At 46.4% G+C, this 21,163-nt stretch carries 16 protein-coding genes and 2 tRNA genes; 4 read left to right on the top strand and 14 right to left on the bottom strand.

All coding sequences use genetic code 11. The annotated features are described in order from the left end of the window. Window positions 1-6 precede the first annotated feature (6 nt). From G633_RS0104680 to G633_RS0104640, 9 genes are all read right to left on the bottom strand, one after another. Complete coding sequence (locus tag G633_RS0104680; RefSeq protein WP_026519207.1) at window positions 7-1,038, bottom strand: hypothetical protein; 1,032 nt, start codon at window positions 1,036-1,038, stop codon at window positions 7-9. Further along, the gene (locus G633_RS19120; RefSeq protein WP_255346137.1) at window positions 1,035-1,427 is read right to left on the bottom strand and encodes a prepilin peptidase; all 393 of its coding nucleotides are present in this window, start codon (window positions 1,425-1,427) and stop codon (window positions 1,035-1,037) included. The genes G633_RS0104680 and G633_RS19120 overlap by 4 nt, the downstream gene beginning before the upstream one ends. A 253-nt stretch (window positions 1,428-1,680) precedes the next feature. Continuing rightward, window positions 1,681-2,157, bottom strand: a complete 477-nt coding sequence (locus G633_RS0104670; RefSeq protein ID WP_026519206.1) for a flagellar export chaperone FliS — start codon at window positions 2,155-2,157, stop codon at window positions 1,681-1,683. A 21-nt stretch (window positions 2,158-2,178) separates the two neighbouring features. Continuing rightward, window positions 2,179-3,366, bottom strand: a complete 1,188-nt coding sequence (locus G633_RS0104665; RefSeq protein ID WP_026519205.1) for a flagellin N-terminal helical domain-containing protein — start codon at window positions 3,364-3,366, stop codon at window positions 2,179-2,181. A 29-nt stretch (window positions 3,367-3,395) separates the two neighbouring features. After that, on the bottom strand, window positions 3,396-6,488 hold the full coding sequence (locus tag G633_RS0104660) for a DUF6240 domain-containing protein (protein ID WP_026519204.1): 3,093 nt from the start codon (window positions 6,486-6,488) through the stop codon (window positions 3,396-3,398). 85 nt (window positions 6,489-6,573) lie between these two features. Then, window positions 6,574-8,499, bottom strand: coding sequence for a 1,4-alpha-glucan branching protein GlgB (gene glgB, locus G633_RS0104655; protein WP_022769362.1), 1,926 nt, complete (start codon window positions 8,497-8,499; stop codon window positions 6,574-6,576). Between the two features lie 21 nt (window positions 8,500-8,520). Next, window positions 8,521-11,577, bottom strand: coding sequence for a hypothetical protein (locus G633_RS0104650; RefSeq protein ID WP_022769361.1), 3,057 nt, complete (start codon window positions 11,575-11,577; stop codon window positions 8,521-8,523). A 59-nt stretch (window positions 11,578-11,636) separates the two neighbouring features. Then, the gene (rsmA, locus tag G633_RS0104645; protein ID WP_022769359.1) at window positions 11,637-12,497 is read right to left on the bottom strand and encodes a 16S rRNA (adenine(1518)-N(6)/adenine(1519)-N(6))-dimethyltransferase RsmA; all 861 of its coding nucleotides are present in this window, start codon (window positions 12,495-12,497) and stop codon (window positions 11,637-11,639) included. Between the two features lie 11 nt (window positions 12,498-12,508). Then, window positions 12,509-13,279, bottom strand: a complete 771-nt coding sequence (locus G633_RS0104640; RefSeq protein WP_022769358.1) for a TatD family hydrolase — start codon at window positions 13,277-13,279, stop codon at window positions 12,509-12,511. A gap of 146 nt (window positions 13,280-13,425) precedes the next feature. Here G633_RS0104640 and G633_RS0104635 point away from each other — a divergent pair. Next, window positions 13,426-13,498: transfer RNA gene (locus tag G633_RS0104635), tRNA-Lys, on the top strand. Window positions 13,499-14,436: 938 nt separating this feature from the next. On the opposite strand, the gene sufU is transcribed toward G633_RS0104635, so the two are convergent. Genes sufU through sufC form a run of 5 tightly spaced genes read right to left on the bottom strand, consistent with a single transcriptional unit; the run spans window position 14,437 to window position 19,460 of the window. Next, a complete protein-coding gene (gene sufU / locus G633_RS0104630; RefSeq protein WP_022769356.1) occupies window positions 14,437-14,880 on the bottom strand; it encodes a Fe-S cluster assembly sulfur transfer protein SufU in 444 nt (147 codons plus the stop codon). Continuing rightward, complete coding sequence (locus tag G633_RS0104625; RefSeq protein ID WP_022769355.1) at window positions 14,870-16,090, bottom strand: aminotransferase class V-fold PLP-dependent enzyme; 1,221 nt, start codon at window positions 16,088-16,090, stop codon at window positions 14,870-14,872. The genes sufU and G633_RS0104625 overlap by 11 nt, the downstream gene beginning before the upstream one ends. Window positions 16,091-16,100: 10 nt before the next feature. Then, window positions 16,101-17,270 (bottom strand): SufB/SufD family protein, encoded by a 1,170-nt coding sequence (locus tag G633_RS17405; protein WP_051199949.1) that lies wholly within the window; start codon window positions 17,268-17,270, stop codon window positions 16,101-16,103. Window positions 17,271-17,284: 14 nt separating this feature from the next. Further along, on the bottom strand, window positions 17,285-18,703 hold the full coding sequence (sufB, locus tag G633_RS0104615; RefSeq protein ID WP_026519203.1) for a Fe-S cluster assembly protein SufB: 1,419 nt from the start codon (window positions 18,701-18,703) through the stop codon (window positions 17,285-17,287). A gap of 1 nt (window position 18,704) precedes the next feature. Then, entirely contained in the window at window positions 18,705-19,460 is a 756-nt protein-coding gene (gene sufC / locus G633_RS0104610) for a Fe-S cluster assembly ATPase SufC (RefSeq protein WP_022769350.1), read from the bottom strand. A 155-nt stretch (window positions 19,461-19,615) separates the two neighbouring features. Here sufC and G633_RS0104605 point away from each other — a divergent pair. The 3 genes from G633_RS0104605 (at window position 19,616) to G633_RS0104595 (ending at window position 21,163) form a co-directional block, all read left to right on the top strand. Further along, a tRNA-Gly gene (locus tag G633_RS0104605) sits at window positions 19,616-19,686 on the top strand. Between the two features lie 95 nt (window positions 19,687-19,781). Beyond that, a complete protein-coding gene (locus tag G633_RS0104600) occupies window positions 19,782-20,678 on the top strand; it encodes a putative manganese transporter (RefSeq protein ID WP_026519202.1) in 897 nt (298 codons plus the stop codon). 20 nt (window positions 20,679-20,698) lie between these two features. Beyond that, window positions 20,699-21,163 carry a Fur family transcriptional regulator gene (locus G633_RS0104595; protein WP_051199947.1) on the top strand — a complete coding sequence of 155 codons (465 nt, stop codon included), beginning with the start codon at window positions 20,699-20,701 and terminating at the stop codon, window positions 21,161-21,163.

The raw sequence follows: 21,163 nt of genomic DNA, 5'->3' as shown, positions 1-21,163 counted from the left end.
TGCAGCTTACGCTCCAATGCCGGATACCTCCCTGCTCCTTATCAGTATGTCCTCAATAAATCTGTTGTAGGCAGTGATATCCCGTCCATCAGGAAGCAGACATTTCATGGTCTTTGTAAGAACCCTCTCATAGTCATTTTCCAAAAGAGCTTTATCATACCTTCCAAGTCTGTAATGGTCAGCTGAGTTGTTTCTCATAACGGTATATACGATGTCACACATATCAAGGATCTCAAAGAAGCCGTCAGGATAGTCTTTTAAGTCAAAAAGAATGTACTGATATCCCGCCTCTCTTGCTAATAATTCCACCAGCTCCCTTATCTTTTCATAGCTGATCTCCTTGACCTGCATGGCAGTCTTGGCCGGTGCGATGAAATCAAGGCCGTTCCTGGTTCTTTTTATCTTTTCAAGGTAAAGGCAGAACTTATCTCTCTCGCAATCCGCAAAATACAGAAGGTCCGTAATATCCTCCTCGGCCTCCTGTTCAAAGAGACTTGTGATGGCCGAAAAGCTCTCAAAACTCAAAAGAATGGTTCTGCCCTTTCTGGCAAGAGCCTCTCCCATCTTGATGGCAAAAGAAGTCTGTCCGCATCTCGAAACGGGAGTGTAAAAGCCAAGTAGTTTAGAGGTGATGTCAAGCGCCTTTACCTTAAGCCCGGAAAAGCCCTCAGCTCCGCTTATACAGAGCTCTAAAATCCTGTCCACGATCTCTGCTGCCGGCAGATATTTGCTCACATGAAAGATCCCGATGCCATAACTTATGGATAATTCTTCCAATTCTTCATTTTTCCCCTCTTCATCAAGGATCATAATGTTTCTGCAATTTCTGCCCAGGGTTTCTCTCTTAAGCCCACAGGCATCGCTCTCCGAAACCACAAGAAGCGCTATTTCATTTTCATCAAGGTACTCTAAAAGCTTTCCGCCCTCAGTGAATGACATTATTTCAAAAGAGAGCTTAAGATGACTTCTTAGATATTCCGAGAGCCTTTCACAATAAAGAGCATCGCTGTCAAAAACAGCCATCGTCACACAGTTCATAACACACCTCCTGCCACAAATAAAACACTCATAAGGATCGGCACTGCGAAATGAATGTATCTTTGTTTATTTCTCTTTAGGATTATGACCGCGACCGAGATTACTCCGGCGATCAGGAATGAGATAAGAATACAGGAAAGAGTATCCTGCACAGTTAGAAAAGATGCTGCAGACATAAAGAGTTTGACGTCGCCTGCTGCGATACCTTTAAAGAAGTACACGGGAAGCAGTATCAGAAGTGCTGCCCCTGTTGCAAGGATGGATTCGTAAAAGAACTCCTGCCCCCGGATAAGATTTGCTCCTATTCCAAGAAACAGTCCCGGAACCACCCAGACGTTGTATATTTTGTCTTTGAACAGATCCGTGAATACCGCGCCTGTCAAAAACAATATTAAAACTACGGCTATAACAATCTACCCCTTTCGTGATGTTTTATCGAGCTCGCGAAAAAGAATTTAGCATGGAGAAAACACTTTGTAAACCCCGGGCAAAATCGAAAAAGCGACAAATCTTAAGAATTTTGCTTTCGCTTAGTTCTTAGGGTTTGTCGCTTAATTTTGTCGCAAATTCGTTTCTCTATGAAGGAAATTAATAAATTTCCCCGGCAAAAATTAATATCTTAAGATTTTCTTAAGATGTCTTTTACGCCATAAGTCCTCTGTTGTAGGAAGCTGCCGAAACATCCTCGTTTAAGCTGTATTTTCCGTAGGTAAGACCTGCATAAACCTTCTGGGTATTTCCCATAAGCTTATCTGAAGTGTCCTCTTTTTCAAGCTCTGCGTAAGCCTCATGGAGATTCTCAAAGTTCTTTAAAACTCTCCAGATGCGGTTGATGCTGTAGGTTGCAGATGCTACCACCAGCTCCTTTTTGGAGAAAATATAGATCTGAAACAGATTCCTTGCCAGCTCATACTCCATGTTCAGGGAGTGGATGAGCTCATCGATACAGTTCTGGGCACGCATAAGGCTCTTTTGCGCATCTTCCTTCTTGCCGATGCCGATATTCTCAATGGCCTCATCAAGATAGTACATCACCATTTCATAGATGATTGTGATCATCTGAGTCTTGTTGGCCTCTGAAATCTTAAGTGTAAATTCCTGTTTCTTTTCCAGTGTCATACATTATCCCTCTCTTAGCGATTACTGAAGAAGCTGAAGTACCTGTGACGGTCTCTCGTTTGCCTGGGCCATCATTGAGATTCCTGCCTGTGAGAGAACCTGCTGTGTTGAATAGGTTGTCATCTCCTCGGCCATATCTACATCCATGATCCTGGAATAAGCTGCTGTCATGTTCTCAACTGAGATATCGAGGTTACTTACTGTATGCTCTAGTCTGTTCTGATAAGCACCAAGTCTTGATCTGATTCCACTGATCTCTGAGATGGCGTTCTTTACGCTCTCGATTGCCTCTCTTGCACCAACTTCGTTTGAAACGTCAAGGTTGTAAAGTCCAAGAGTTGTGAGGGAAACCTTCTGGATCCTGATATCAAGAGTCTGTCCCTCGTTTGCTCCAACCTGCATGGTCATTGCTCCTGCGCCTGTAAGCTCAAGGTTTACAGTGCCACTGAAGGTCTCATCGATCTGGAGCTGGATCTTCTTGCCGGTTGCATCCTGAAGTGTGAGCACGTCTTCATTAACGGTTGCTGTCATTCCGTTTGGCATGTAGTCAACCATTGAACCGTCCTCTAGGATCTTCTTAACGCTGATGTTTGTCTCACTGCCGTTCTCAAGGAAGATTCCCTTCTTATCAACACCGGTTGTACCTGTGAGGTTCATGAAACTTACATCAATTCCTGTTATCTGGTAATTTCCTGCCTCAACAACATCTGAGTAGGAAACCATCTTTACATTGGGATTTGTCTCTGCTGTTGAAGGATCATTGCCAACTGTTGCATATCCACGGTAATCAAAGGATCCGTCGAGAATAGTCTGGCCGTTAAACTGTGTAGTCTGTGCCATTCTCTCGATCTCTTCCTTCAGAAGTGTTACCTCTGACTGGATTGCCTCTCTGTCGCTGTCTGTGAGAGTTCCGTTGCTGGCCTGAACTGCCAGCTGGCTCATTCTCTGGAGCACCTCGTGGATCTCTGAAAGGCTTCCGTCTGCTACCTGAACGATTGAGATCGCATCCTTTGATGTGTTATTTGCTACTCCAAGTCCTTCAATCTGGGAATTCATTCTTCTTGACATGGCAAGACCGGAAGGATTGTCTTTTGCGTTTGTGATCTTTAAACCGCTGGACAATCTTCCGAGAGATTCTGAAAGAAGCTTATCATTTCTCTGAAGTGCGTTGTTTGCTACCATTGCGGATACGTTATAATTTACTTTCATCTCTACCTCGTTTCTTTAGTCGCAACTTGTCAAAGCGCCTCAACAAAGGCCTTTGCCATAGTAAGGAGTGTTTTAGTATCTGTTTGTAAGTTATTGCTGCCTTCCCTGGCTCCTGAAGAAACTGCGGTTGCTAAGGTGCTTCCGCTCTGTGCGTGATAGAGGATTGCTATATTCTCCGCCGCTGCAACGGCTCCCTCTATCTTCTCTGATAGCTTTCCGCACAATCTACTTCTTACACTTTCCAGATATTCAGACTCTTCCTGATTGCTGCTGTTCGTTGTTGTAAGCATTCCTCTTATCACATCCGCTTCCTTGTAGAGGCTTACAGTGATAAGTCCGTACATATCAGTCTGAACACTGGCATCCATCCTTGAATTCGTGCCTGCTTCGCTCTTTAGCGTCACATGCATTGAAACTACCTGACCTTCAACCTCGACAGGAACTTCGTAAGAATCTCTCTCTGCGCTCTTTGTCATCACTGAGATCTGCCTCTGCAAAAGAGATATCGCTCTTACATCAATGTAGCTGTCATTGTCAGTCATTAGCTCTTCAGATAATTTATCGGAAACATCTCCCAAAATCTTAACGTAATTTTCCTGATAATCATCATCTTCCATTTTTTCTGTTAAAAGAGCTTTTTCTTTTATGTCACCCATCTTCTCCCAGAGGCTTCCGTTCCTGCGATCGCGCCTTACGCCGATCATGGCCTCCATATTGTTGAAGGTGGTCTCAACTTCTGCTGCCTTAAGCTCATCAAGGGCAGGTTCTGCTGCCTTTAGCTGGGCAGTCTGTCTCATTCTTGTGACCTGCTCTTTTACATATTCTCTCTCAAGCGCCTCATCTGTATCGGCTTCCTGAAGGTTATCTGCAAGTTCGGGTAAAAGAGTCTCATCAGTAGGTGCAGCCTGCATCAGCTTTTCAGGTTCGAGATTCTCATATACGACCTCTGCCTTGGCGCTGTAGAATCTGAATGCTGCACTTATCTGCGCATCTATCTTTACTCCGGCTGATCTCTCTTCAAGACCACCAAACTCATCATCTACCTTAAAGTCCATTCCGTGTCTTGCAGCCTTTTGATTTCTCGTAGCTTCAAGAAGGTTTCCGATGGTCATATCACGTCCCGTCTTAAGAAGGGAGCCTATTGCCTGGTAATCGGTGGTCTTAAGGGTGTGGAAAAGTCTGTATATTCCTATGAAGGAGGTTCTCTCCTCGCTGCTTATTCCGTTCTTTTTCTCAAGCTTGTAGAGGAACTTGGCGTACTTCTCTTCGCTCTTTCCTCTCTGATCGTCTGAATTTGAAGAATGTCTGTCCAGGTTCTGTGAGAGCTCTTCGATGGTCATTGAAAGAGGGTTCTGGCCGTCTCTTATAAGATCAAGGACCGCACCGGGCTTGATTCTTGAGATCACTGCCTGGAGCTTTGCATCCCATCCTCTGACCTTTTCCAGGTTCTCCTCATTTATTTCCATCCTGTTGTATCCAAGGATGCGAATAGCGCGGCGGTTCTCATCGGTGAGCTCCTCTTTAAGATCCTCTAAGATATCGTCTGCATTTCTAAAGGCCTTCTTTATGCTATCGCCCAGGTCTGCTCTTGGAGCTGTCATGAGCTTTTCATAACCCTCGCCTGCCTTTGCAAACTTTGAAGCCAGCATCTCTGACCTCTGGCTGATCTTAAAGATGCTTGCGCTCTCAAGCTCATCTGCCATATCGCCCACGATATCGACAGGGCCGTTTGCGATCACAGAAACCCTTGTCATAGTCATGCGCATCATATAAGAAGTGCTGGCGCTCTTTACATCTGTTATCTCATCGATGGCCTCCCCGGCAGTTTCATCCGCCATCTGTCCCATTGTGCTCTTAAGTCTCTCAATGAGCTGCTCAATGGGTGCTGTGTCTATCGAAAATCCTCTGTCAAGGAGCTGCTTGTTGGCTTCTGTTGTCATGCGAAGACGAACTTCTTCCATCTGGATCCTTGCAAGGACCAGTCTGTTGTCGTTCTCCGGAAGGGCCTGTACTTCTGCGAAAGTTCCTGCGCCTGACAGATTTCTGATGGTGAGATCTTTCCCTGAAATTATGGCGCCCTTTATATCGTCGTCCGAGATCTCTTTTACCTTATGATCTATATCTATGGCCTTCTGAAGGTTTGAAGTCGGGTCAGCGAGATTGCCGTCGATGGCGCGCTTGCCATCTGCTATGGCTGCTGCCGTTGCCTTTGCTCCGAGCTCTTCAGTTACAGGGAGCTTTGCTGCCTTTATAGTGGTAACTGCCTCGAGATTATCAGCTGTAAGAGGAATTCCCTGAGATACCATCCACTTGGCATTTTCCTTGGTGGCCTCATCCTTAGGGTCAAGTCCTGACTCCTCGATGACTTTGTCGATCTGGGGACCGAGCTGTTCCCAGTCAAAAGAGTCAGCTGTCTGAGCATAGTATCCGCCGGCTTCCTGAGCATAAAAGCCCCTGCCCATGACATTTAATCCATTTGTGCTGTGAGAAGCAAAATAGATATTTTCGATGGTGGGCTTCATGTTGTTCTGCACCATGTATTTGACAGCACTGTCATCAAGAGCCTTGATGTCGGCTACCTGGTCAACAGCTGTCTTGGCTGCCTTAACATTCTCTGCCGTAACAGGGATATCATTCTCATGAAAACTATCCTGCAGAGCTTTGGCAAAAGCATCGCTTCCGGTGATCTTCTTAAGTTTTTCAAAGCTGAGGTCGTCGTTGTAACCTGAAACCTCTACACCTGACTCAAGAAGGACACTCTTAATCTTGTCCACGATGTTTACAGTCTCTGCAGAGTTTATATCTTTGATATCAAATCCATCCTTAAGGGCCTTTTCATAGTCCTCCTCGGACATGGTATTTGATAAAAGAGCCATGAAATTGTGTCGGTTCTGAACGTCCGTGTTCTGAGCCATGTTGGAAATGTCTTCTACTGATCTGGAATGCCCTGCGTATGCGTTGTCGGTAAATCCCGATGCATCTATGTCCAGAGCATAGCCTGCCTTTGAAAGATTTGATGACTTTGAGGGCCCTGACACTATCCTTTCTTCCGCCTCCATGCCTGAAAGAATTTTGTCGCCGCCGGTTTTCTGACCGGTAATAGTCTGAAAGTTAATGTTCATATGCGCCTCATATGGGTGAGAAAAAACATTTGTGACATGCAAAAAGGTGATGGACTTTTCATCCATCACCTTCTATTTCGGCAGGTCAATTCTTTTTCTTTAGCTTGGGAGTCTGGAAAACAAATACCTCGGCTCCGTAAGGCGGAAGATCAAAGGTTATGCTGTAGTCTTTGTAATCGCAAAGACCTTTTACAGCTTTGATCTTGGGTGCGATATTACTTCCCGATCCTCCGAATCTCACCTCGGCGCTGTCAAGGATATGGGTGTAGGTTCCGGCAAACGGAACTCCTACCATGAATCCCTTTCTCTCCATCGGTGTCATGTTAAGAACAAAGAGAACGTTGTCTTTGCCGTTTGATGCTCTTCTGTAGAAGCTGTAGGTGCTTCTCTCCTTGTCATCGGCATTGATCCATTCAAATCCGCCCCAGTCATCATCGACTTCGTAGAGGGCAGGATACTTTCTGTACATCTCAAGGAGCTCTGCAACATAGTCCTTCATACCTCTGTTGAGGTCATTCTCAAGAAGGAACCAGTCAAGCTCTCTCTTTTCGCTCCACTCTCTCTCCTGACCAAACTCCTGTCCCATGAAGAGGAGCTTCTTGCCGGAGTGTCCGAACATGTATGTGTAGCCAACTCTGAGGTTTGCGTACTTATCAACCTTGTAACCCGGCATCTTCTCAACCATTGAACACTTAAGGTGAACAACCTCATCGTGAGAAAGAGGCAGGATATAGTTCTCTGCGTTGTTATAGCTCATGGCAAAGGTCATCATGTAATGAGCTCCCTGCCTGAAGTATGGATCCAGTTTCATGTATTCACAGAAGTCATGCATCCATCCCATATTCCACTTAAAGGCAAAGCCGAGTCCGTCATCCTCGGGACGAGCTGTAACCTTAGGCCATGCTGTTGATTCCTCGGCAATTGTCAGAACCTCAGGATATGTTCCTCTTACAACGCTGTTGAAGTGCTTGAAGAACTCAATGGCCTCAAGATTCTTGTTGTCACCGTACTTGTTGGGAACCCACTGTCCGTCCTTCTTGCCATAGTCAAGATAGAGCATGGAAGCAACGGCATCTACTCTAAGTCCGTCTACATGGAACTTGCGGATCCAGAAAAGAGCATTTGCAATAAGGAAGTTCTTGACCTCGGGCTTCTCAAGATTGAATATCTTGGTTCCCCAGTCAGGATGCTCTCCCTTCCTTGGGTCCGGATGCTCGTAGATGCAGGTTCCATCAAAGCATGCAAGACCGAACTCATCCGGGCAGAAGTGCGCCGGTACCCAGTCAAGGATTACTCCGATTCCGTTTTTATGAAGCTTGTTAACAAGATACATAAAGTCTGTAGGCTCGCCGTATCTTGAAGTCGGTGCATAGTAGCCGGTTACCTGATATCCCCAGGAACCATCAAAAGGATGCTCAGCGATACCGATGAGCTCGATGTGGGTATACTTCATCTCCTGTAAGTATTCCACGATCCTGTCTGCGAACTCTCTGTAGGTATAAAAACCGTCCTCTGTTCCGTCAGGATGTTTCATCCAGGAACCGATGTGGCACTCGTAAATGGAAATGGGCATGCGCTTCATTTCCTTACCCTTGATGCTGTCGTACCACTTCTTATCAGACCACTTAAAGCCGGACAGATCCGTTGTCCTTGATGCGTTGCCGGGACGAAGCTCAGCAAAGTTTGCATAAGGATCTGCCTTATAGATCTTTCTTCCATCCTGAGCTGTGATGAGGTACTTATAAAGTTCGCCTATCCCAACTCCCGGAATAAAGAGCATCCAGATGTTTCCGGTCTTTGACCTGTGCATCTGATGGGCATTCTCGTCCCATCCGTTGAAGTCTCCGACTACGTGAACATCTGCTGCATTTGGTGCCCATACAGCAAAAAAGTATCCCTTTTTGCCGTTCTCCTCTGAAGGATGAGCTCCCAGTTTGTCGTATATCTCGTAATGTGTACCCTGTCCAAATAAATACTCGTCGTCTTCTGAAATAAATACCTTTTGACTCATTCGTGCCCCCTAAAGAAAATTTTAGTCATGCATAAAGTCTTTTTCTCTAAGTATTATCATATCATTTTCATCGTACCTTTTGTGAACTATTACATCAACAAAATGACCGACGGTTCTTTTTTCCGCATAATATATGGCATCGTCCACGATATCTCTCACTTCTGATACGGTTACGTCGTGGTCCAGGGTCTGCCTCTCTGAAATTCTTGTGTGAAGAGCCAGAATTCCAAGGTTATCGATGGCATACTCTTTCTCAAGAGCATACTGCCTTGCGTATGCTACAAGGGAGTCGTCATCGAGGGCTTCGATATCAACCCTGACGTTGAAGCTCTGCTTAAGGGACGGATTCTTATCAAGGAATCTGTCCATGTCTTCCTTGGTATCTTCCATGACGATCACAAGGCCCTTGTTCTCCTGCTGAAGGATCTTGAGGAGTTCGCTGACTGTCTCCTGTGTCAGATCTGCTGCCCTCTGAATGATCAGAGCACCGTTTGCAAGCTTATCAAAAATGCTGGCTGTGCTCTTCTTGTTCAGGGTGTTGGCTGTGATCTTGGCAACCTTACCGCTGAAGTTGGAGTCTGAAGCCTGCATGGCCTTTATAAGACCCTTTGCAAGACTTACGGTGCCTGCACCCTCATCACCGGTAACGATGGCGTTTCCGGAGAACGGATCCATGCTGAGATTATCAATGGCATTGATGATCTGTCTTCTTGATTTCTTGTGGTGTATATATGGTCCAAAGAGCTCTTTCTCCTCAGGAGTCATGCTTCTTACGCGCTCTTCAAGCTCTCTGTTTCCGATGTGATGCGGCTGTTTCTTTTTCTCTGTGGGAACAGGAGCTTTCTTGGGAGCAGGCGCAGGTGCCGGTTCTGTCTTGGCTGCCGGCTCTTCCTTTTCCTCTTCACCCTCTTCGTCATCATCCTCATCTTCAGCTTCATCAGCTTCATCAGATTCTGAAGGCTCCTCTGAAGGCTCTTTTGCCTCATCTTCAGAAGGCTCTTCTGCGGATTCTTCCTCTGAAGACTCTGCCTCTTCTGACGTTTCTGCTGCCACCATCTCTGCATCGATTGTGGGTGTATCTGCATCAACTTCCTCCGGAAGCTCCTCCGGTATCTCCTCTAAAAGCTGCTCCTCTGAAGGCTCAGGACGGGACTCCTCGTCCATGACTTCCTCTACAGCTGCATTTATAACGTCTTCTCTCTTGACGCTCCAGTCGCCTCTTCCTGATGCCTTGGCATAGCTGTCCTTGTTGATGGCATCTGTGATGGCCTTTTCAAGCTTCTCCTGAAGGCCTTCTCTGGTCTTGGAGTCAAACTCAGCGAACATGTCGCCGGTCTCGTCAAGAACTCTCTTCTTTACACTCTCAAGCTGCTTCTGCTGCTGGGTCTTCTTAAAGGCCTCCCAGTTGTCCAGATATTCCTGTATGCTGATCTGGCCTGTGATCTGCTTCTCAACCTCGGGCTCGGGCTCAACAGCCATACTGATCTGACCGTCAGGCTCCTGTGCCAGCATGGTCTCGAACTGGCTGTGCATCTGGTAACTTGCATTTGGATGTATTACTGCACCGGGAACTTCATCCTCAAGAGGTTTCTCTTCATAGTTGAAGGCCTTAAAAGGCTGGATAACGGGATTCTCTTCCTTAGCCTCTTCTTCCTCTTCGGGCTCCTCGTAGTTTTCAGGTTCAGGCTCTGAAGCTGTTGCCATGATGGCCGGTTCCTCGGGAGTTATAACCTTCTCCTCGCCAAGGATTGGTCCGTTTCCGCCATACTTGATCTCGATTCCCATCTTGGGATCAGTGTCGAAAAAGACCTCCTGCATGCCGGAAGCTACAGGCTCAAATACTCTTGTATCGCTGTCAATATCAGCAACACTCTCAGGCTCCTCAGTCTCTGCATCTTCCGTAGCCAGAGCATCGGGATCAACAGGCTGATAGATTATTGTAGCCTCAGCCTCTTCTGCTGCCTTTACGATCTCATCCTCAGGAAGCTCCTCTGAGATTTCCTCAGGAAGCACATATTCAGGCTCTTCTAGATCTTCATCCTCATAGATTTCCTCTGTGATGGGCTGAACTGTGTTCTGTGCAGGCTCTGCCTCTACAGGCTCAAAGATCTTGGTGATCTCTTCCTTGGATTCATCGTCCTTATCTCCGATGATCTCCTGAAGACCTGCTGCGATTGCCTTTTGAAGGTTAACTGTGTTATATGAACTGACATCTACCGAAGGCTCTTTTATCTCGCTGATACTTGGGTAGACAATCCTGTCGAACTCTCTGGTCTCTCCAAGGTCCTCCTCCACGGGCTGCTTAAGCTCCTCGGGAAGAGTTCCCTCGTTGTAAGAATTTATAACGGACTCGGTTACGGGAGGCATCTCCTTGGTGGGCTGCTTGATTTCAACAGTCCTGGTCTCGTCCTTGCCCACTTCGTCCTTCTCGGAAACGATGGATGGATCCACTGCTCCGCCGTGCTTTTCTTTGTATCTCAGGTACCTGTCCTGCTGCTCAGGTGAAAGAGGTTCATGAAGTGCCTTGAGCTCAAGCGCCTTCATGACATATCTGCCGTCACCAAACCAGAGGAACATCTCGTCACATTCCTCAATACACTCTGTGGTAAGCCCTACTCTGTGGTAGAGGTAAGCCAGTTCATATGCCCATCTCTCCCTGTAGTCGTGCTTTTTGAACTCCTCAAGTACAGCGATCCTCTCCTCAAGGCTTACTTCCTGTGCCTCGTAGAGCTTGTACTGAAGGATATATCTACCTGTATCCCTTGGCGCGATCCTTACGAACTCTTTGTAATACTCAACCGCCTGAACAAACTCACCCATCTTGATGGCAAGCTCACACAGCGAGTAAACGATCGCTCTTCCTGTAGGGTATCTGTCATAGGCCATCAGAAGAACGTCCTTACTCTCCTGAAAACGCCTGTTGATCTTGTACAGGTCACTGATGGTGCAGAGCATCTGAACGCTCTTAACACGCTTCCAGTCTATAGTATCTGCAATCTTAACTGCTTCGGCAAATCTGCCTTCCCCTATCAAAGCCTTGATTTCATCGGCCCTGATTCTATACTCAACTTTATCCAAAATATCCACCTCTTTGGAACCAACAATACAATATCTAGTAGTAAGTTTAACATAGCGCCCTAGCTTTGTAAAATGTCAGAAAGCTCTGCAAACTGCTCAAGTGTGAGCGTTTCACCCCTCGCTCTTTCATCGATCCCCATCTTTACAAGAGCAGCACTGACCTTATCCCTTGAAACACCCAATGATGCGTTGTTTGAAAGGGAGTTTGAGAGTGTCTTTCTCCTCTGGTTAAAAGAGGTCCTGATGATCTCAAACAGGTATTTGGCATCCTTAACATTTACCTTTGGCTCAGGGTACTTGGTGAGCTTTACCACCGCCGATCCCACATTCGGCTGAGGTATAAAGCTGCTAGGCGGAACATCTATCACAGTATTCGCCTCCGCGTAGAAACCTACTGCCAGTGACAAAGAGCCGTAGTCCTTATTCCCCGGACCTGCTGCCATTCTGTCGGCAACTTCCTTCTGGACCATTACCGTAATGCTCTCTATAAGAGCTCCGCTCTCAAAGAGCTTCATTATTATCGGAGTGGTTATGTAATATGGAAGGTTGGCCACCACCTTGATGGGACGTCCCTCGTTGTACTCCTCAATGATCCTGTCTATGTCCACCTTGAGCACATCTTCGTTTATAACAGTAACGTTATCATATTCAGACAGTGTATCAGCAAGAACAGGTAAAAGAGTCTTATCAATCTCCACAGCAACGACTCTGCCTGCTGCCTCTGCAAGATACTGGGTAAGTGTTCCGATGCCCGGTCCGATTTCCAGGACGCAGTCTTTATCAGTGACTCCTGCTGCCTCTACAATTCCTTCAAGGACACCTCCGTCTATCAGGAAGTTCTGTCCAAACTTCTTCTTGGCGCTCATGTTGTACCTGGCAAGCACTTCCTTGGTACGGGCGCTGTTTCCCAAATATGCCATATGATCCTCTCTTAGGCCTTTAGCCTGTACATCTCTCTTGCGTTAGCTTCTGTGATGCTAATTACTTCTTCCTCTGAAATACCTTTTATCTGCGCCATGGCGCTTACAACATAAGGCAGGTATAAAGAGCTGTTGCGCTTTCCTCTAAAGGGCTCCGGAGCAAGATACGGACAATCCGTCTCTAAAATGATCCTCTCCATCGGGATAGCCTCGGCAACTTCCTTCATCTTGCGACCGTTCTTAAAGGTAAGGACTCCGCCGATTCCTATATAGAAGCCCATCTTAACGCACTCTTCTGCAACTTCTTTTGAGTAGGAGAAGCAGTGGACAACACCTCCAAGTTCTCCCGCATTCTCACTCTTTAAAATATCCACCGTATCGGCAGCTGCATCTCTTGAGTGAACAATGATCGGAAGCTCCACTTCTCTGGCCAGGGCGATCTGTCTTTTAAACCATTTCTTCTGAAGCTCGTGATCAGGCTCCGGCCAGTAATAATCAAGGCCTATCTCTCCGATTGCTACGCACTTGGGAAAAGAGCTCATCTCTTTCAGCTTCTCTATCTTCTCATCGTCGAGCTCTGCGCAGTCGCTGGGGTGTACTCCCACAGCAGCGTACATAAAGTCGTATTCCGCTGCCAGATCCAGAGATCTCCGGGAGCTCGCCATATTAGCTCCGATATTTACTATATTTCCAATGCCCGCTTCCTTCATGGACCTTAAAAGGGCATCTCTATCCTCATCAAATCGCTCATCATCGTAGTGAGCATGGGTATCAAAAATCATGTAAAACCCGCTCCTTTTATACTAATTCAAACTATTTTATCATATTTCCCAAAAATTTTTTTGAAAAATTTAAAAAAAGTACTTGCATTTTATTTTGGGCCGTAGTAAGATATCACTTGTCGTTAAGAACGACGCAAATAAAAAACGCACCGCTAGCTCAGTTGGTAGAGCACCTGACTCTTAATCAGGTTGTCCAGGGTTCGAGACCCTGGCGGTGCACGCCGAGTACTGTTTTCGTGGGTATATCCCATGGGGATGGTACTTTCTTTTTGCGCGAAAACAATGAGCAGTGCATCCAATAAAAAAACGTCTGATTAAGCTTGCTTAAAATCAGACGTTTTTATTATTGGATATAGGACGAATGTCCGCGAACGAGGAACGGCAAAGCCGTTTCGAGTGGCGCTGCTCATTGTTTCTCAGCCTCGAACGCCGCGTAAACGAGAAATTTGCGAAGAAAACTTCGAGTATTGCGTGGCTCACTTCAACGCGAGTCTGTCGGCATGGTTCACTTTACACGCCCCCTTAATCAATTCCCGCGCTAATGATTATACCCATCTTGGGATATCTATCAATGGACTTTCGCGGCATAAATCCTCGCAACCTCATCGGCATAACGCAATTCATCCCTAAATCACTCCCGGTTGCTGCGGTTTATTCCACGGTTCCATTGACAGCTATCCCCAGATGGCTGTTTGGTCATTAAGCGGGCATTGATAAGGTATAAAGCCGCCAGTGCTTCTGCCCACCTTTCATGTCCCGGAGGCTGAACACTGCGCTTCTGCCACAGATTTCAACCAGGAGTATCCCCTTCTGCTTGTTTTTTCATGTCCCAGCGCCTGAATACTGCACTTCTGCCACAGATCTCAGCTAGGAATACCCCCTTGCGCTTGATTTTTTCATGTCCCGGAGGCTGAACACTACGCTTCTGCCACAGATTTCAGTCAAGAATACCCCCTTCTGCTTGCTTTTTTCATGTCCCGGAGGCTGAACACTGCGCTTCTGCCACAGATTTCAGTCAGGAGTATCCCCCTTCTGCTTGTTTTTTCATGTCCCAGCGCTTGAATAGTACGATTCTGCCACAAATCCTTGCAGGAAACTTATTCTTCTTGAATATAAAAAAAGCACCTGCACCACGTTGGTGCAGATGCTCTGACAACTTACTCTTTTGCCTTCTCAGGGTTCTCGATCATCTCTTTCATGGTTCTCCATCCCAGCACAGCGCATTTTACTCTGGCAGGCATGTGAGCCACATCCTGAAGGGCTGCTGCCTCATCAAGACTCTCTAAAGTTTCTTCGTCCGTTATTTCTCCCTTTATCATTCCCATAAAGGTTTCGGCAAGCTTTATAGCCTCATCAGTTTTCTTGCCGATAATCTGATCCACCATCATATCCACAGAAGCCTGTGAAATAGCGCATCCTGATCCTTCGTAGCCGCCGTCCTCGATGACGCCGTCCTTGATCTTAAGGCTGAGTGTAATGTCGTCTCCGCAGCTGGGATTGACACCTCTGAGTACCAGATCAGGGTTCTCAATGACCCTTTTGTGTACCGGATGAAGATTGTGTTCGTTAACTATCTCGCGATAAAGCTGTTTAAGCTCCATATCCCATGACCTCCCTTACCTTAGACAGTCTGTCAAGGAACTGCTTAACCTCGTCCTCGGTGTTGTAGAAATATACGCTTGCTCTTGCTGTAGAGCCAGCTCCGATAAACTGCATAAGGGGCTGAGCACAGTGGTGTCCTGCTCTGATGCAAACCTTGTCGTCGTTAAGTACCGATGCCAGGTCATGAGGATGAACTCCGTCCATGGTAAAGGTTACGATTCCGCAGTGCTTCTTAGGGTCTTTTGAGCCATATACCTTGATATAAGGCATTTTAGCAAGGCCTTCCATAAGGAGAGTTGTAAGCTTAACTTCCTGGGCCTCAATGGTCTCAAATCCGACATTTTGAATATACTTAATAGCTGCCTCAAGTCCCACAGCATCTCCGGCATTAACGGTTCCTGCCTCGAACTTGTGAGGAAGCTCTGCGTAGGTTGCATCTTCCCTTGTTACATATTCTATCATTTCACCGCCGCGCAGGAAAGGCTGCATGTTATCAAGAAGCTCTCTCTTTCCGTAGAGTGCTCCTATTCCCATGGGTGCCAGCATCTTGTGTCCTGAAAGGGCAAAGAAATCGCAGCCGAGGTCCTTAACATCAACTGCCATGTGAGGCGCTGACTGGGCTCCGTCAACAACTACAACGGCTCCCTTGGAGTGGGCATACTCCGCAATCTCTTTTACCGGATTGGTAACTCCAAATACATTGGATACATGGCCTATTGCCACGATCTTGGTCTTGTCTGTGATCTTGGAGGTGTATTCCTCTCTGGAGATAACGCCTTCTTCATCGGGCTCAAGGTAAATGAGCTTGGCGCCATTCTTCTTGGCAACCATCTGCCATGGAAGCATGTTGCTATGGTGCTCCATAACGGTGATCACGATCTCATCTCCCTCATGAACATTCTCAAGTCCGTAGCTGTACGCTACAAGGTTTAAAGACTCTGTGGTGTTCCTTGTAAAGATGATCTCCTCGGTTGAATCTGCGCCGATAAAGTCTGCAACTGTCTTTCTGGCACTCTCGTAGGCATCTGTTGCTGCCATGCTCCAGTCGTAGAGTCCTCTTAAAGGATTGGCATTGGCTGTGTTATAAAAGTTTGTTACAGCCTCAAGTACCTGCCTTGGGCGCTGTGAAGTTGCAGCATTGTCAAAGTATATGTACTCGCCGGACTTTAAGATCTCAAAGTCCTTGCGAAAATCGCTAGGTGCGCTCATGATTATCCCCTTAAACTATGTTCTGAATGTAATAAAGTGTCTTTTGTTTGATCTCGGGATCCGGAATCAGGCCTGCTACACTGTCCAGTCTTGCCTTGATCATGATCTTCTTGGCTTCTAACTCATCAATACCACGGGTCTGCATGTAGAACAGAAGATCCTCACCAAGCTCACCTATGGTTGCTCCGTGTCTTCCCTCAACATCTTCTTCCTGGCAAAGGATCACGGGCATTGTCTTATTTACAACGTCCTCACTAAGAAGGAGTGCATCTTCCTGCTCATCGCCAACTGACCCTGAGCTTCCCTTCTTGAAATCAATGGTTCCTCTGAAGGTCTTGGACGCATTGTCCATCAGGACTCCCTTAAACTGCATTCCTGCCTCTGTCTTTTTGCCTCGGTGATCAGCTACGTAGTTGATATCAAGGTTGTGGTCACCTCTTACAAGGTAGCCCATATTGCTGGTAAATACTGTATTCTTCTCGGCAAGGTTGACGTAAGCTCCTGTCAGGGTCTTGCATCCGCCAAGCTCCAAAGTCACAAGGTCGATCTTGCCATCAGAAAGGCATGCTCCACCGATATCATCGAAGTGAACAAAGCCTTCGCCAAGGAGCTGGGTCTTAACAAGGTTTATCTTGGCGCCATCCTCTGCAAAGAGTCTTGTGCTGACTCCTACAAATCCCGATGCGTCATTATCTGATGTGTATGCGATGACAACAGTTACTTCTGAATTCTTCTTGGCATGAATTATCTGGCCTGAAAGAGAAGCATCTCCATTCTTCATGTCATAGCTTATGACGATGGGCTTATCTGCCTTAACGCCCTCTTCTACAGTGTAGATATCTACTGTAGCACCAAGGCTTGTCATAAGGCCGTCTACATCTGCGCCCATTCCGGTACGAAGCGCCTGGTCCTTATCCCTTGCGGAAGTATCACCGTTTGGCTCAACATGTCCGTCAATAGGAGCCAGGATCCTGTCATTGTTTTTCTTAAATATCTCTCCCGCTTCTGCAAATGGAACTGCCTTTTCTACAGTTACGCCTGCCGGCAGCTCTTTTGCCAAAGGAGCGTTCCCACCTGTAATATTAAAATCGCTTATCTGAAGGGTACTGTCGTTTACATGCAGGAAATTGTATGTAAGAACGGGCAGCACATTGACCTTCATGTTCAAATCATTACTCATCTGCTCTCCCCTTATCAGCCGTTTCCGCTCATCTCGAGCTTGATCAGGTTATTCATCTCTACCGCATACTCAAGAGGCAGCTCTTTTGATACAGGATTTGCAAAGCCGCTTACGATCATGGCCTTGGCATCCTCTTCGCTTATTCCTCTGCTCATCAGGTAGAAGATCGCTTCATCACTGATTCTTCCGATCTTAGCCTCGTGTCCTACATCTGCATCATTGGTACGGATGTCCATTCCGGGGATTGTATCTGCCCTGGAAATTGAATCCAGCATAAGAGAGTCACAGGAAACAGATGCCTTGGCTTTCTTGGCCGACTTCTGGATGATGACACTACTTCTGTAGGTTCCGATTCCGCCGTCCTTGGAGATGGACTTGGTATTTATAACTGAGCTTGTGTGCTGGCCCTGATGTACTACCTTGGCTCCGGTATCAAGGTTCTGTCCCTTGCCGGCGAAGGTGATTCCCGTAAATTCCATCTTGGAGTTATCACCCTTGAGGATTGTCATAGGATACAGGTATGATGTGTGGGAGCCAAAAGAGCCTGAAACCCACTCCATGATACCGTTCTCCTCAACAATAGCTCTCTTGGTGTTGAGGTTGTACATATTCTTGGACCAGTTCTCAATGGTTGAGTATCTGAGTCTTGCATTCTTGGCAACGTAGAGCTCAACACATCCGGCATGGAGGTTGGCAACGTTGTACTTAGGAGCTGAGCAACCTTCTATGAAATGAAGATCTGCGCCTTCATCAACGATGATAAGTGTGTGCTCGAACTGTCCGGCTCCGGCAGCATTAAGTCTGAAGTATGACTGCAGAGGGATATCAACCTTAACTCCCTTGGGAACGTAAACGAAGGATCCGCCTGACCATACAGCGCCGTGAAGTGCTGCAAACTTGTGGTCTGTGGGAGGTACGAGCTTCATGAAGTGAGACTTTATCATGTCTGCATACTCACCTCTTAAAGCACTCTCAAGGTCAGTGTAGATAACGCCCTGGGCTGCAACCTCGTCCTTTACATTGTGATATACAAGCTCTGAGTCGTACTGAGCTCCTACACCTGCAAGGGACTCTCTCTCAGCCTGAGGAATACCGAGTCTTTCGAATGTGTTCTTGATATCCTCGGGAACGTCTTCCCACTTGCCCTTCATATCGGATTTATGCCTTACATAGGAAGAAATCTTGTCCATGTCGAGGCCTTCAATGCTTGGGCCCCAGTCAGGTACCTTAATATCGTTGTAGAGCTTAAGACATTCAAGTCTGAAATCGCGCATCCACTCAGGGTCGTTCTTTTCCTCTGAAACCTTAAGAACAGTCTCTTCGGTAAGACCCTCGGCCATACGGTAGAAGTCTTTTTCGCTCTCTACGTCTTTAAAATCGTATAGGCTGCGGTCAATATCGGCCACAACCTGCTTGTTATTAGTATCAGCCATTTTAATCCTCTTTCACAAATCTCTCGAATCCGTTTGCATTGATCTCATCTACAAGACTTCCGTCGCCTGTATGAACAATGTTTCCCTTAACAAGAACGTGTGTGTAATCTACGTGAAGTGACTCCAAGATCTTGGTGCTGTGGGTGATGATAAGAAGAGCTCCGTCCTTTTTCTTCTGGTACTCCTCGATACCCTTTGAAACTGTACGAACAGCATCAACGTCAAGACCTGAATCTGTCTCGTCCAGAATGGCGAACTTAGGCTTTAACATAAGAAGCTGAAGGATCTCAGCCTTCTTTTTCTCACCGCCGGAAAATCCTACGTTTAAGTCTCTGTCTGCATAGGACTCATCCATGGAGAGAATATCCATAGCTGCCTTGAGTGACTTCTTAAATGCAAGAAGCTTAACAGGCTCACCTGTCTGGTTGTGATATGCGTTTCTGATAAAGCTTCCGAGAGAAATGCCGGGAACCTCGTATGGGTTCTGGAATGATAAGAACATTCCTGCCTTGGCTCTCTTATCAGCTGAAATATCTGTGATATCCTGGCCCTCAAAGAGGATGTTTCCCTGTGTTACACAGTAATGAGGATTGCCCATGAGAGTAAATCCGAGTGTTGACTTACCTGCTCCGTTGGGTCCCATAAGTACGTGTGTCTCGCCGGGCTTAATATCAAGATTAATATTATGAAGGATCGGCAATTCGTTGTCGATTGATACTGAGAGGTCTTTTACCTGCAATAATGAATTCTCAGACATAGTTAAAATCTTCCTTTCGTAATTCCTACTAACTTGGTAGGAAAAATAATAACACCTCTATTATATGCTTGTCAAACTAAATAGGAAGTAATTTATAATAAAAGCGCTTGACATACCATGCAAAGTTAGTTATTATAATTTCTTGTCAGCACCATGCGGGTGTAGTTCAATGGTAGAACACCAGCCTTCCAAGCTGGATACGTGGGTTCGATTCCCATCACCCGCTTTTTGATAAACCAGCAATGAGCTGGTATTTTTTTGCAGATATTCTAAATGCAAATGATTTGCATTTGCATTTACCGAATCAGAAAGGAGTCTGTAATGGACGTAATTATCGATATAGTTCTTGATGCAGTGATCGACTCTGTCAAGATCCTGCCTTTCCTTTATTTAACATATCTTGCTATGGAATACTTAGAGCACAGAACAGCTGAGTTCACGGAGAACGTTGTTCAGAAGACCGAGCACTTTGGACCGCTCCTTGGCGGCGTTATCGGTATCTTCCCTCAGTGCGGATTCTCGGCAGCAGCTTCAAACCTCTACGCCGGACGTGTCATCACCCTGGGAACTCTGATTGCGATCTATCTCTCAACTTCAGATGAGATGATACCTCTTCTTATCTCTGAGCACTTCCCTGTGGGCACAATGGTCAAAATCCTGGCCCTCAAGGCAGTTATCGGTATCATCGCCGGCTTTATCATCGACTTCGCTGTCCATGCTTATCACAAGGCTCGCGGAAAAAGAGCTGAGGATCCCGTGAGAATTAATGAGCTCTGCGAAAAAGAGCATTGCCACTGCGATGACGAAGAGGATGCAACCTTAAAGGGCATGGCTAAGTCAGCCTTTGTGCACACCCTTCACATCTTCCTGTTCGTGCTTGTACTCACTCTTTTACTTAGTATTATTATCACCCTGATCGGCGAGGATCACCTGTCCATGCTCCTTAAGACAAACCCTGTTGTGAGCCACATTCTGGCAGGACTCATCGGACTTATCCCCAACTGCGCACCTTCAGTTATCATCACTACACTCTACCTTGATCAGATGATAACCCTTGGAACCATGATGTCAGGACTTTTAGTCGGCGCAGGAATAGGCCTTATGGTGCTCTTTAGAGTAAACCCGGAGAAGAAGGTAAACTTCAACGTAGCTATCCTGCTGTTTTTGATCGGAACTCTCTCAGGACTTCTTATTGATGTTCTTGGAATAACCCTCTGATAGTGATTGAGGATAAAGATATGACGCACAAAATTCATTCACATTCATTTGATGAAACAATAGAAAAGAACTGGCCCGAGGGCGTAAAAAAGACCAAGCAGAGAATTGATATCTACAAAGTTCTCTACCTGGCAGATGAGCCTCTCTCAGCTGCTGAGATTTACAGCGCGCTGAACGAGAAGGCGTCAAAAGAGATGTATGCTTTCTCCACGGTTTACAGAAATCTCCTGGCCTTTGAGAAGGCAGGAATGATCGAGAAATCTGTTCTCACCACTGAGGACAACGCAGTGTATGAGCTCAAGAAGCAGACCCACAGACACTATGCCGTGTGCCTTGGCTGCCACGAGAAGTTCACCATCTCCACCTGTCCTCTTCATGAGATTTCAAAAGACCTTGAGACCACCCTTCCGGGCTTCGAAGTAACTGGACACCATCTTGAAATATACGGATATTGCAGCAAATGCAAAAAGACCCTGGCGCATTGA

It is taken from the genome of Butyrivibrio sp. FCS006, assembly GCF_000424525.1.
Taxonomy (GTDB): Bacteria; Bacillota; Clostridia; order Lachnospirales; family Lachnospiraceae; genus Butyrivibrio.
The sequence above is the reverse complement of the archived record's forward strand: the minus strand, read 5'-3'. Positions and strand labels throughout refer to the sequence as shown.

Coding starts and splice junctions, on each gene's coding strand:
- G633_RS0104680 (WP_026519207.1), bottom strand. CDS start 1,038: ATGAACTGTGTGACGATGGCTGTTTTTGACAGCGATGCTCTTTATTGT.
- G633_RS0104670 (WP_026519206.1), bottom strand. CDS start 2,157: ATGACACTGGAAAAGAAACAGGAATTTACACTTAAGATTTCAGAGGCC.
- G633_RS0104665 (WP_026519205.1), bottom strand. CDS start 3,366: ATGAAAGTAAATTATAACGTATCCGCAATGGTAGCAAACAACGCACTT.
- G633_RS0104660 (WP_026519204.1), bottom strand. CDS start 6,488: ATGAACATTAACTTTCAGACTATTACCGGTCAGAAAACCGGCGGCGAC.
- glgB (WP_022769362.1), bottom strand. CDS start 8,499: ATGAGTCAAAAGGTATTTATTTCAGAAGACGACGAGTATTTATTTGGA.
- rsmA (WP_022769359.1), bottom strand. CDS start 12,497: ATGGCATATTTGGGAAACAGCGCCCGTACCAAGGAAGTGCTTGCCAGG.
- G633_RS0104640 (WP_022769358.1), bottom strand. CDS start 13,279: ATGATTTTTGATACCCATGCTCACTACGATGATGAGCGATTTGATGAG.
- sufU (WP_022769356.1), bottom strand. CDS start 14,880: ATGGAGCTTAAACAGCTTTATCGCGAGATAGTTAACGAACACAATCTT.
- G633_RS0104625 (WP_022769355.1), bottom strand. CDS start 16,090: ATGAGCGCACCTAGCGATTTTCGCAAGGACTTTGAGATCTTAAAGTCC.
- G633_RS17405 (WP_051199949.1), bottom strand. CDS start 17,270: ATGAGTAATGATTTGAACATGAAGGTCAATGTGCTGCCCGTTCTTACA.
- sufB (WP_026519203.1), bottom strand. CDS start 18,703: ATGGCTGATACTAATAACAAGCAGGTTGTGGCCGATATTGACCGCAGC.
- sufC (WP_022769350.1), bottom strand. CDS start 19,460: ATGTCTGAGAATTCATTATTGCAGGTAAAAGACCTCTCAGTATCAATC.
- G633_RS0104600 (WP_026519202.1), top strand. CDS start 19,782: ATGGACGTAATTATCGATATAGTTCTTGATGCAGTGATCGACTCTGTC.
- G633_RS0104595 (WP_051199947.1), top strand. CDS start 20,699: ATGACGCACAAAATTCATTCACATTCATTTGATGAAACAATAGAAAAG.